At 68.2% G+C, this 12343-nt stretch carries 9 protein-coding genes; 5 read left to right on the forward strand and 4 right to left on the reverse strand.

Features of this window, described 5'->3' with window-relative positions; genetic code table 11:
• Nucleotides 1-224 precede the first annotated feature (224 nt).
• Nucleotides 225-653 carry a tellurite resistance TerB family protein gene (locus tag D7Y04_RS25295; RefSeq protein WP_120598023.1) on the reverse strand — a complete coding sequence of 143 codons (429 nt, stop codon included), beginning with the start codon at nucleotides 651-653 and terminating at the stop codon, nucleotides 225-227.
• A 245-nt stretch (nucleotides 654-898) separates the two neighbouring features.
• Between D7Y04_RS25295 and D7Y04_RS45815 the strand changes: the two genes are divergently transcribed.
• Nucleotides 899-2686 (forward strand): hypothetical protein, encoded by a 1788-nt coding sequence (locus D7Y04_RS45815; RefSeq protein WP_233601568.1) that lies wholly within the window; start codon nucleotides 899-901, stop codon nucleotides 2684-2686.
• Between the two features lie 60 nt (nucleotides 2687-2746).
• On the opposite strand, the gene D7Y04_RS25305 is transcribed toward D7Y04_RS45815, so the two are convergent.
• Nucleotides 2747-4837, reverse strand: coding sequence for a CoA ester lyase (locus D7Y04_RS25305; protein ID WP_121760944.1), 2091 nt, complete (start codon nucleotides 4835-4837; stop codon nucleotides 2747-2749).
• Between the two features lie 222 nt (nucleotides 4838-5059).
• Here D7Y04_RS25305 and D7Y04_RS25310 point away from each other — a divergent pair, with 222 nt between their 5' ends.
• Nucleotides 5060-5698, forward strand: coding sequence for a response regulator transcription factor (locus tag D7Y04_RS25310; RefSeq protein ID WP_304988637.1), 639 nt, complete (start codon nucleotides 5060-5062; stop codon nucleotides 5696-5698).
• Nucleotides 5699-5746: 48 nt separating this feature from the next.
• On the opposite strand, the gene D7Y04_RS25315 is transcribed toward D7Y04_RS25310, so the two are convergent.
• Nucleotides 5747-7336: an adenosine deaminase gene (locus D7Y04_RS25315; protein ID WP_121760945.1), complete on the reverse strand. Its 1590-nt coding sequence runs from the start codon at nucleotides 7334-7336 to the stop codon at nucleotides 5747-5749.
• A gap of 297 nt (nucleotides 7337-7633) precedes the next feature.
• On the opposite strand from D7Y04_RS25315, the gene D7Y04_RS25320 reads away from it, so the two are divergent.
• A complete protein-coding gene (locus tag D7Y04_RS25320) occupies nucleotides 7634-9217 on the forward strand; it encodes an amidohydrolase family protein (RefSeq protein ID WP_121760946.1) in 1584 nt (527 codons plus the stop codon).
• A 122-nt stretch (nucleotides 9218-9339) separates the two neighbouring features.
• On the forward strand, nucleotides 9340-10731 hold the full coding sequence (locus tag D7Y04_RS25325) for a hypothetical protein (protein ID WP_233601569.1): 1392 nt from the start codon (nucleotides 9340-9342) through the stop codon (nucleotides 10729-10731).
• Between the two features lie 72 nt (nucleotides 10732-10803).
• Here D7Y04_RS25325 and D7Y04_RS25330 read toward each other — a convergent pair whose 3' ends face one another.
• Complete coding sequence (locus D7Y04_RS25330) at nucleotides 10804-11139, reverse strand: hypothetical protein (RefSeq protein ID WP_120580479.1); 336 nt, start codon at nucleotides 11137-11139, stop codon at nucleotides 10804-10806.
• A gap of 267 nt (nucleotides 11140-11406) precedes the next feature.
• Between D7Y04_RS25330 and D7Y04_RS45820 the strand changes: the two genes are divergently transcribed.
• The gene (locus tag D7Y04_RS45820; protein WP_233601570.1) at nucleotides 11407-12183 is read left to right on the forward strand and encodes a PPC domain-containing protein; all 777 of its coding nucleotides are present in this window, start codon (nucleotides 11407-11409) and stop codon (nucleotides 12181-12183) included.
• Nucleotides 12184-12343 lie beyond the last annotated feature (160 nt).

Here is a 12343-nt window from a genome sequence, read left to right on the forward strand (position 1 = left end):
GCTCGCGCGGTGAACGGGTCACCTCAGCATCCTGACGCCGGCTCCAGGAGGTCTCCGCTCGCCCGCATGCCGCTCGCGCTGGCATGCGAGGGCCGCTGACTTGAACGTGTCCGTGTGCCCACGGCAGGACGGGCACACTCCTCGGTCCTTGCACGAGAGGGCGACGAGAGGCGCGTCCTTGCAATTTTCGCAGTGCACCCGCGCGAAGTCGCGCGGGCGGCTCGTCAGAGCAGCTTCGACATGATGTCGCGCTCGCGCTGATCGAGCTTGATGGAGTCGAGCGTCCAGTTGACGAGTTCGTCGGCGACCGAGGCGTCGTAACCGAAGGCGGTGGCGGCCTCCTTCACCGACGCGCGCTCCTCGGCCGCGAGCTCTCCGTCGGCACAGGCCACTTCGACGAGCATGCGCAGCAGGGAGGCGCGCAGTTCGCGGATTTCGATCTTGCTGACGATGTCGGTGAGCTGGCCGGGCTTCTGGAACTCCGCCTCGATGAGGGCGGCGACCTGCGGGTCGCGGGGCGACAGGCCGATGTTCAGCACCACCTCGTCGAGCTGCTGGCGCTCCTCCTCGGTGATGCGGCCGTCGCTCGCCGCCACGTTGGCCATGGCCTGGACGAACGCCAGCAACTGCTCCTGGGGGTACTCGCTCGACATGTCATCTCCTGGGTAGGCAGCATGCGGCTGGCGGAGGGCTCACCGCCAGCCACGGAGCCGGACTGCTCGTTCACGCAGGATAGTGGCGGCCCACGAGGAGCGAAAACGGTTTCAGCCGGACACCGGCCCCCGCACCCGAACGAGGAACACGGGTTGGGGACAATTCAGGATTGTCTCCACGAGGCGGTGACGCAGAAGGCCAAGCCCCCTCGCTTCTCGTCACTGAACCCGTGACAATCCGCGGCATGACCCTGCGACTCTCGATTCTCCCCCTGTTGATATTCTCCCTCGCGGTCGTACCTACCCTTTCAGCTTGTGGCTCCGATGACGGCGATACACCGCCGGATGCGGGCACCAGGCCCGACTCAGGCACCCCGCCCGACTCAGGCACCGAGCTGGATGCTGGCGCCGAGTTCGACGCGGGCACTGAGTCCGACGCGGGCACTGAAGTCGACGCGGGCACCGAGGCCGATGCGGGCACTGAAGTCGACGCGGGCACCGAGGCCGATGCGGGCACCGAGGCCGATGCGGGCACCGAGGTCGACGCGGGCACTGAAGTCGACGCGGGCACCGAGGCCGATGCGGGCACCGAAGTGGACGCGGGCACCGAGTCCGACGCGGGCACCGAGGTGGATGCGGGCACCGAGGTGGATGCGGGCACCGAGCCCGATGCGGGTACTACTCCCGACGCGGGCACCGAGCCCGATGCGGGTACTACTCCCGACGCGGGCACCGAGCCCGATGCGGGCACCACCCCTGACGCAGGCACCACTCCCGACGCAGGCACCACTCCCGACGCGGGCACCACCCCTGACGCGGGCACCACTCCCGACGCGGGCACCACTCCCGACGCGGGCACCACCCCTGACGCCGGCACCACTCCCGACGCGGGCACCGACCCCTTCACCACCTGCGAGGGCACGTGCAAGGACACCGCCGTCACGGTTCAGATTGACGGGAACCAGCGCGTCCTGCCCCGCGCCTACTTCGGCTACGAGGAGCCGACGAACGCCGGGGACCCGTGGACGCTGTGGATCGAGATCAACAACGGATCGACGAATGAGTGCCCGTCCGAGACTTCGCCGACCCCTCCGCAGCTCGTCAACGTCTACTCGGTGAAGGTGCCGGTGGACACGACTCCGGAGGTGGGCTCCTCGGGGGTGGGGGGACCGACCGCGACGCTGGTCGACTTCGATGGCGCGCTCCTCGACTGGCCTCCTTTCGTTCACAGCACGAACCTCACCTTCACGCCCGTGGCGGCCTCGCTCTGCCCCAGCTGCATCAAGGCCGGGACGCCTCCCACGTCGCACTTCGTGGCCTTCAATCTGGCCGGCACCTACGAGAACGGCGCCATCTCCGGCCACGGGTACGCCACCTACTGCCCCTCGATCGACCGCCTCCTGAACGACGGACCCGACGCAGGCACCGAACCGGACGCGGGCACCACCCCCGACGCGGGCACCACCCCCGACGCGGGCACCGAGCCCGACGCAGGCACCACTCCTGACGCGGGCACCGACCCCTTCACCACCTGCGAGGGCACGTGCCAGGACACCACCGTCACGGCCCAGATGGACGAGAACCAGGTGGCCCTGAACCACGCATACTTCGGCTACGTGGAGCCGACGACCGCCGCGGACCCGTGGCGGCTGGTGTTCGAGCTCAGCAACGGCGAGACGGATGAGTGCCCGTCTCCAACAGCGCCACTCCCGCCGCAGATCGCCACTCTCGAATCGGTGAAGGCACCGGTGGACACGACACCGCAGACGGGCTCCACGGCGGGTGGACCGACATCGTACTTGTTCGACTTCGATGGCGCGCTCATGTCGGAGTATGCCACTAGCGACACGAGCCTCACCTTCACGCCCGTGGCGGCCTCGCTCTGCCCCAGCTGCATCAAGGCCGGGACGCCTCCTCCCGCGAAGCACTTCGTGGCCTTCGACGTGAACGCCACCTACGAGAACGGCGCCGCCGTCTCCGGCCACGGGTACGCGACCTACTGCCCCTCGATGAACACCCTCCAGAACAACTGAGCGCGGTCCTGACACACGTTCCCCCGGCCCTCCGATTCGGGAAGGCCGGGGGACCCCCGGTCAGCCCTTGAGTCGCAAGAGGCGCCGCGTGGCCACACACACCACGCGGCCCTCCAGTGCCTGGAGCCCGTGCTCCCGGCAGAACGTGTCGTAGGCGGAGGGGCGCTCCCCCTCGATGTGGAACAGCGCCCGGGGCAGGACCGTGTCCGCCAGTTCCTCGGACGGCGTGAGGTCCGTCACCCCGAGCGTCCGGACCACCAGCTCCTCCAGGTGGGCCTGCCCCTCCACCGGCCTCCGGGAGAGGACATACGAGAGCGCCCCCACCGTCTGGGTCGGCGCCACGGGACGCAGGTTGTCCGCCGCGAGCAATTCCTCCCAGACGACCTCATGCAGGTCCCTCGCGGCCGCCGCGAGCGTCATGGACACCACCAGCCCTCCGCTCACCACCACGCCCCGGCCATGCCCCAGGTCGAAGCGGTGATGGTCCAGGTGGATGGGGTGCGTCACCAACAGCTGCGTCGAAAGCGCCAGGTTCGCCGTCACGCCCAGCGGCCTCGCGAAGCCGTGCAACAGCACCTCGCCCTCCTCGAACGACGTCGCGGAGGCGGCGCGCGGCGGCACGTCCTCCAGCCTCCGCGTGAGCGCGTCCCGGAAGGCCGTGGCCATCTCCTGCTCCTCCGCCCCCTGATTCGCCGCGGAGGGAGACGGACCAAAGGACTCCGGCTGGCGGCGATACAGCTCCAGCTTGTCCAACGTGAAGACGGGGACGTCGTCCCCCACGCGCAGCATGCGGCGGTGGGTCGTCACCACGGCGCGCTTGCCGTCCCCGGTGTTGCGCACCGAGCGCACCTGGATCTCCTGCCGGAAGGTGTCCCCCACCCGCAGCGGCGCGAGCTGCCGCGCGTCGCGAAAGCCCAGGTGATAGATGGCGCCGTGCGTGCTCGACATGCTGCACGCCAGATAGAGGCCCATCATGAAAGGCAGGGGCGGAGCGTCCGGACCGGACAGCCCCAGCCGGGCCGCGAACGGCGCGCTCGTCACCACCCGGTCGTGTGAATAGAAGCACTGGACCCACAGGTCGCGCATCCCCGCCGTCGCCGTCATCTCGTACGGATTGGGCAGCACGTCGTCCGGGCTGGGCGGGCGGTGGAGCGCGTGCGACACGCGGCGTCCCCGCACCCGTGGCTCCGCCTCCGTGGCCAGCACGGCCGGAGGACAAAGCGCGAGCATCCGGTGCGCGGCCTTCAGGTGCGGCGGTCCCACGAGCATCCCGTCAACGACAGCCATCCCCTCCGTCCCCGCCGCGCCGCCAGCACCGGGCGCCGTGAGCCCCGGCACCTTGCGCGTCAGCGTCGCCAGCGCACCCTGCCCTTGCGCCTGCGTCACCTTCCGGGCCCACGCCAGCTCCGACGCCGTGGGCGTCATGCAACGGTTCACGGTGTCGAGCTGATCCGGATGCAGGCAGCACTTGCCCGTGAAGCCGTGGACGTGGCCATCCGCCGAGTGCTGCTCCAGGCCGATCCGGTCCGCGACGTTCGTGTACGGCGTATCGAACGGCTCGATGCCCGCCGCGCGCGCCGCCATCACCACCATGCTCCGGGGATGCGCGAGCGTGAGCTCCGCGTGCGGCAGCGCGCCCGTCAGCCGGAAGAGGTCGCCGTGCCCGAGCATCAACCCCAACGGACGCCCACCGCCCGCCACCGCCAGCCGCCCCACCTCCAGCAGGGCCGCCGGGGTCTCGATGAGCGGCAGGAAGCGCGTGTGCCCCCGAGGCAGGCCCCGGGCCTCCTCCAGCACGCAGATGCGCTCGTGCAGCGCATCCAGGTCCTCCGGACACGTCGTCATGGTGGGCATCAGCGCCGTCAGCCCCGGCAGCCCGATGCAGGCCTCCAGGTCCGCGTCGAGCAGCTCGGGACGCGCCGCCTCGTTGATGCGCACCACCACCGGACGCCCGGCGAAGGTGCCTGCCTTCAACGCCTCCACCAGCCCCGCTCGCGCGGCGGCCTTCGCGGCCAGGGGCACTGCGTCCTGCAAGTCGACGATGAAGCAATCCGCCGCCAATCGCGCGGCGTTCGCGAAAGCGAACTGGGGAATGAACAGCAGGCTGCGCCAGGTGGCCGGGGGCCGCGGCGCCTGAGACATGTCTTCCATGAGGGTGCGCTCCAGGAGGCCCGACCCGGGTCAATTCACTGGAATTGAGAAACACAACCAGGCGGCCGTGACGCACTCCTATCCCTTCGCGAAGGCGCCGCCATTGAGCACTTTGTTGCATTGACAGAGGCGGAAGGCGTGGCCTGCGTCATCGCGGTGGCCATGCATGGGAATGCTCTCTTTCCTTCTGCCCTGGCTCACGGCCCCTGGAACCGGTGTGCCGTGATCACGGACCGGCCCACCATCTTCGTCGTGGACGATGATCCGCCCGTGCTTCGCAGTCTGGAGCGCGTGCTCCACACGGAAGGCTACGCAGTGCGGAGCTTCGTGCATCCCCGGTTGATGCTGGCGTGCGAGCCCTGGCAGGGACCGGGCTGCGTGCTCATGGACCTGCGCCTTCCGGAGCTCGACGGGCTGGAGCTCCAGGAGCATCTGCGGAAGGCGGGATGGCGACACCCCGTCATCTTCGTCAGCGGCTATGGGGATGTGCCCGTCGCCGTCCAGGCGATGAAGGCCGGTGCGGTGGACTTCCTGCCCAAGCCCGTCAGCACCGAAGCACTGCTGGCCGCGGTGTCCCAGGCGCTCGCGCGAGACCGGACCTTGAGGGCCGCCCACGCCGAGCAAGAGCGGCTCCGCCTGCGCTTCTCCACGCTGACTCCCCGGGAGTGGGACGTATGCCGGGGCGTGGCGAGGGGACTGCTCAACAAGCAGATCGCCGCGGAGCTGGGCACGGCTGAACAGACGGTGCGTTTCCAGCGGAGCCGCGTCATGGCCAAGCTGGCCGTGGGCTCCGTGGTGGAGCTGGTCCGGCTGCTGGACAGATTGGAGCCACCGTCTGGCGCTGCTCAGGAGACGAGGTAGCGCCAGCGGCCTTCGCGCCTCCTGACGTGGAGGCGCGAAGGCGGTGACTCACGGGGCGATGACGCGCTCGAAGGTGGCCAACTGCATCTCCAGCTTCCACTGCAACATCGCGCGCGTGTTGGCGGCCAGGAAGCTGTTGCAACCGGCGGACACGGCGGTCTGCTCCGGCTTGTCGGAAGCACAGGCAGCCACCGTCTTGGAGAAGTCATCCCGGGCGGCCCAGAGGCTGTCGCCCTCCGCGAAAGCGTGCTCCAGGCTGGCGCGCGCCATCTGCTTGAGCGTCTTGTACTCGAGCTTCTGGTCCGTGGCGGCGGCGACGTACTCCTGGGTGATGTCCCCGCGAAGGATCCCCGAGTCGTCGGTCGACAGCGCGACCGGCACGTTGTTCTTCAGATAGGCGGCGAGCGGGTGCGCCTCTCCCGACATGCCCAGCAGGACGCGGTTGGAGGTCAGGCAGATCTCCACCATCACGCCCGCGTCATGCATGTCGCGCAGCAGGTCCGCGGCGCCATCGCCAGACGTCTCGGCGAGCACGTCCGCGCCGTGGCCGATGCGCTCCGCATGGGCCTTCTCCACGGCCTCGCGGATGTGGAAGGTCATGTGCTGCTGGTCCTGCGCCGTGAGCACCGCCGGGATGAGCTCCCCGGCGTGCAGCGAGACATGGACCAGCTTGCGGCCGACCTCCTGGTCATTGAAGTCGTCGAGCGTGCCCAGGGCGAACATCTCATCCTGGTAGAAGGCCAGGGAGTTGGCGTTCTCCTCCGGGGACACCAGGTTCACGCCGACGATCTCCGGCACCTTCTGGGCAAGCTCATAGGCATACACCCACTGTCCGAAGACATTCGTCCGGTCCGCGGTGCGGTTGGCGGAGACGATGAGCCGCACCTCCACGCCGCAGCCAGGGTCCGGCTGGGCCGTGTTACACCCCAACAGGGTGCGAGTGCCCGTCAGGGTGTTCGCGATGCTGGTGGCTTGAGCCGTCAGGGCGTTCTGGAAATCCGGCAGCGCGATGAGCTGCTGCCGCTTGGCCAGCAGGGTCGCCTTGTCCCAGGCGTCCGTGGACGTGAACAGCGGCGTCGCGAGGCTGCCACCCCGGCCCGCGCCAAAGCCTTGCATCAGCTCCACGTAGACCTGATGGTGCCTGCCCGCGCGCGAGAGGATGTCCGCGTAGCTGTCGTCATTGCGCGAGTCGTTCTGCACCGCGCCGTACTTGCCGAAGGCGTCGAAGAAGTGCTGATGCGCCGTCAGCAGGGGCCCCGGGTGGTCCTCCATGGACCAGGCGCTCAGCACCGCATCCCGCAGGGCGAGGTCGCTCTCCGTCTGGGACAGGGGCACCGAACCGGCCGCGCACGGGTTGCTGGCCACGAAGGTCGTCGTGTTCACGCAGGCGCCGTCCTCGGAGCCCCACGCAATCAGCTTCTCCGTGGTGATGGCGCCGGAGGTGTGGCTGTGCAGGTCGCCGCCCTTGGGCATCTCGAAAAGGAAGGTCCCGAGCGCAGTGGCGTCGCTTCGCAGCGACTCCATGTGCTCGTTGACCCGCTCCTCTCGCGACTTCTCAACAGGCGGGACGGGATCCTCTTCACTGCAAGCGCTCAGACCGAGCGCGGCGATGATGGCGAATGATGAGAACTTGAGCATGGGGGTAATGGCAATCCTTGTGGAGGTGCGGGGCGCTCCGTACAGGGTGCCAAGGAGAACGTGAAGCGTTTTTCACGTCTATCTCATTTTACTCGAATGTATATGAGAATGGATTCAAGAGGGACCCAGGTCGGACGCCGCTCGCTCCGCGCGGAGGCGGAAGCGGGCGCGGGGCGGCGCCCTCGGCCCCGCCCTCGCCCCACCCTCCCGGCTCCGTCGTCCCTATCTTCAAGCTGCTGGGGCCGCCGGTAGCTCCTCCCCGGAGTCCGGGAGGCCCACCGCCATGGGAGGCGAGCCATGAACGCCGGAGCACCCGAGCCCACCGAAGCAGTCCCCCGCTACGTCCTGGAAGGCCGGGTGGTGACGCTCAACTCCCGGGACGAGGTGATTGAACGGGGGCGCGTCCTCGTCCGTGGCAGCCGCATCGTCGCGGTCGAGCCGTCGGGCGGCCCCCTCCCCGAGTCCTTCCGGAACGCCCCCACTATCGACACCGGCGGGACGCTGTATCCGGGGCTCATCGACCTGCACAACCACTTCGTCTACGACGTGCTCACGCTGTGGCGGGTGCCGAAGCGCTACCTCAACCGCACCCAGTGGCCACGCCACGCGGAATACGCCACGCGCATCTCCCTGCCCATCCGCGTGCTCGCTGGCCACTCCCCTTCGGCCCGCGCCGTCGTCCGCTACATCGAAGCCAAGGCGCTTCTTGCGGGCACGACCACCGGCCAGGGCATCCGGACCCGCGTGTCCGGCGGAGAGGCCCTCTTCCGGGGCGCCATGCGCAACGTCGAGGAACCTCGCGACGACCACCTGCCCGCGGGCAGCACCCGCGTGATGGACCTGCATGACGACGCCGAGGACATCGAATCCTTCCGCGACGCCCTGAAGTCCCGCGCCGCGTACTTCTACCACCTGGGCGAAGGCGTGGATGACTACGCCCACCGCCGCTACGCCGACCTGGCCGACCATGACCTCGTCCAGCCTTCACTGATTGGCATCCACAGTCTGGGATTGCAGCGACCGGACCTGGACAGGATGGCCGCCATGGGCGCCAAGGTCGTGTGGTCCCCCTTCAGCAACCTGCTGTTGTATGGACAGACATTGCACATCGCGGACCTGCTCGGCGCGGGCGTGACGTTCTCCCTGGGCTGTGATTGGTCCCCCACCGGCAGCAAGAACCTCCTCCAGGAGCTGAAGGTCGCCCGCCACGAAGCAGCACGACAGGGCGTGTCCCTGTCCTCGAAGACATTGGTGCGCTCGGTGACGGCGGACGCCGCCCGGGTCACGGGGTGGCAGACCCAGCTGGGCACCCTCCGCGCCAACGCCCTCGCGGACCTGTTGGTCATCGCGGGCACCGACGGCGACCCCTATGACGCGTTGATCTCCGCCACGGAGAAAGAGGTGCGCCTCGTCATCGTGGATGGCGTTGCCCGCTACGGAGACCGCGCGCTGATGGAACCGCTCACCTTCGACCCGGGCCATCCCTCCGAGCCCTGGACCGTCGACGGCGTCGAGAAGGCCTTCTCCCTGTGGACGGACGACTCCCCCCTCAACGACGTGGGCTTCGACGCGGCGCGCTCCCTCCTCGAAGAGGCCATGGCGGACCTGCCGGACTTCCGGCGGCGGATGGAGCTTGATGAGCGCGAACAGCTGCGCCCCGGTGCTCCCCGGCCCTTCGAACTCGTGCTCGACAATGAGCCGCAGGACGTCTTCGCCTCCGGCCCCGAAGCCTCCGGATTCATCACCGACCTGGACCGGGTGGCCGGACGAATCACGCTCGACACGCCCACCGTGGGCGGGCCGGATTACTGGGAGCTCCTGTCCGCGCAGATCAATCTGGATGACACGCTGAAACAGCAACTGAGGTCGGACTACGCGTGAAAGACGTCCGGGATGGGGTCGGCGCTCACCCCGGCCGAGGAAATAAATGCCCCTGACGGCGTAACCCCGGTGCAACGGCGGCACTGGACAGGCCGGAAGGGACATCTCGAATGAATCACAGCGTGCGGAAGGCTGCGTGGGCGGCACTGGTCGCGAGCGCCCTGCTCGTGGGCGGCGGGGCTTGCGGAGGCGACGACGGCACCCCTGACGACAACCCGTCCCCGGACGGAGGGACGCAGTCGGACGCGGGGACATCCACCGATGCCGGCACGAAGCTCCCCGCGGAGGAGGGCCGGGCGCTGGCGGTGTCCAATGGGGGCCTCATCGTGGTGGGCTCCACCGAGGCGAACCTGGCCACCACGGGCGTGGACCTGCTCGTGCGGCGCTACTCCGCGTCGGGTCAGGTGGACACGTCGTTCGGCACGCAGGGCTCCGTGGTGCTCGACTTCGACGGTCCCGCCAAGGGCCCCGTCTCCGGCCAGCGGGAGCAGGACGACCGCGCGGACACGGTGGCGGTGCTCGCGGATGGCAGCATCCTGGTGGCGGGCTTCGCCCGGGGCGGAAACAAGACGGATTCGCGTGACTTCGCGGTGGTGAAGCTCCAGCCCAACGGCCAGCTGGACACCAGCTTCAACAAGAATGGTCGCTCGCGCCTTCACTTCGGCGAGGAGAACTCGGTCAACTTCGTGGGGACCGTCCGCGGCATCCTGCCCCTGGCGGACGGCCGCTTCTACGTCGGCGGCTTCCTGACCAAGTCCGACGGACTGGACGAGGACTTCGCGCTGATCCGCTACAACGCGGACGGCTCGCTCGACACGACCTTCAAGTCCGCGGGCAGCCCGTCCGGCAGCTGGATTGGCGGCGCGTACACGAATGCCGAATCCGTGCAGGGCATGGTGCTCCAGGGCTCCAGCGTCGTCCTGGGCGGGGGTGACCACTTCGCGGCCGTGCGCATCACCTCCAGCGGCAGCCAGGACATGACGTTCGGGACCGGCGGCCTCGCGAAGAGCGAGGACGGACAGGCCCACGCCATGGTGGCGCGGCCCAATGGAGGCCTGCTGCTCGCGGGCGAACGACAGGACGCGAAGGTCGGCGGTGAAACGCACGGCGTGCTCAAGCTCGTGGCGTACACGGCTGACGGCAAGCCAGACGTCACCTTCGGCCCCGCGGGCGTGCGGGAGCTCACCGCGCCCGTGGGTGTGCTCGACGTGGTGGACGTCAGCGGCCTGCGCATCCAGGCGGATGGGAAGATCCTCGTCTTCGCGGACGTGTACGCGAAGCCCGTGCTCTTCCGCCTGCTGGCCAATGGGGACCTGGACACGTCCTTCGGCACGGACGGCATGGTGCGCTGGCCGGAGACGCAGCTGGCGGTGCCGCTGTTCATCCGCTCCACCACCGGACCGAAGCTGGCCATCCTGGGCGACAAGGCCTTCGTCACGGACGCGAACATCTACTCGTCCGGGTTCTTCCCCAGCGAGAACGCATACATGCTGCTCAAGAGCACGGGGCTGTAGGCGCCCAGACAAGAAGCCCGGCCTCCCTCGTGGGCGCCGGGCTTCCTGGACTGCTGCAAGCCTTTGAAAGGCCTAGCAGGTCTTGTTGTAGAGCGCGATGCAGTTATTGCGCAGCTGCGCGGCGGTGCACTTGCCGTTGTCCTTACAGACGCCGATGTCGGTGCCCGGCCACTTACAGTACAGGAGCGTGACCCAGCAGTTCGGGCCCATCGCCGAGACCTCGGACGGCGACTCCATCGAAGCCAGCGCCTCGTCCGACGACGTCATCGGGTTGTGGTCGAGGATGATGCTCTGACCGGACTCGGTGGAGATCATCTCCGCGTTGTCGGACGGGTAGTCCTCCACGCCCGTACCACATCCCACCAGCGGAACCGCGGCCAGCATGAGCCCCAGGAGCAGCTTCTTCATGGTTGGTCTTTCTCTCGGTCAGTCGGGGACGCCCCGAATGGATGGCCCCATCCACAGGCACGAACACTACATCCGAGAACAAACCGAACAAACTGGATTTCTTACATTCCACTGGGAGGGCTGCCGATTCTGAACAGAAGGTTCCTACCTTGACATCCTGATGGCTCTTGGACTGCTCCGCCCACGAAGAATGGCTTTGCGGGACTGTGACCTCGGACAGTACGGGCCATTCCCTACGCTGCGTGCTCCACCCAACACGGAGCATCCATGCACTTCACCCGAGCGGTTTCCGCATTTGCCCTGGCCTCACTGTTCAGCATCGGTTGTGGCGAGCCCCTTCCCGGCGCCGAGGGCAAGGCCCCGCCGCAGGTGGCGCCCGAGCTGCTGTCGCAGGCGAATGCGCTCACCACGAACATCTACAACGGCTATCCCGTGACGGTGTCCGGCGGGCTGGGCTCGCTGCAGACCTTCACCCTGGTCAACCCGGCGCCCGCGGCGAAGCTGAGCTTCACGCTGCGCGGGGGCAGCGGCGACGCGGACCTCTACGTGAAGCGGTACTACGAGCCCACGCTCACCGACTACGACTGCCTGAGCGACGCTTACGGCAGCACGGAGAACTGCGTCTACACCACCAGCGTCGAGGATGATCAGTGGTACTACGTCCTCCTCTACGGATTCGAGGCGTACTCCAACGTCACGCTGCTCGCGTACTACAGCAACCCCCTGCCCCTCGCGACGACGGTGACCACGGGCATCAACCAGCTGTCGCGCACCGTGTACGAAGTGGACGTGCCCGCGGGCAAGAAGCGGCTCCAGGTCACGGCCACGAAGCCGGCCGGCATCAACGGCCAGTTCAAGGTCTACGTGCGCCAGGGAAGCGCGCCGGAAGTGCCCAACGCGGTGGAATGCACCGCGGACAGCAATGTCTCGCTTCCCGCGGTCTGCTCCATCGTCGATCCCGCGGCGGGCAAGGCCTACGTGATGATCGAGGGCGTCACCAACGTCAACATCGTCAGCCTCCGCGTGGACGTGCTCACGAAGTAGCGCCCCCCAGGGACAGGGGCCGGGGTGCGGACCCTGAGCTATCCCCTCATATGAAACCGAAGGCTTGCCGGAAGACGTGGTGTGCGTGAAGGAGTTCAGAGAAGCGCTGCACGAGGGGAAGTAGACGCTCCTCCTTCATCATGGGCATGGCTTGGTAGTA

Origin of the sequence: Corallococcus sp. AB038B, assembly GCF_003668955.1 — a bacterium.
Lineage (GTDB): Bacteria > Myxococcota > Myxococcia > Myxococcales > Myxococcaceae > Corallococcus > Corallococcus exiguus.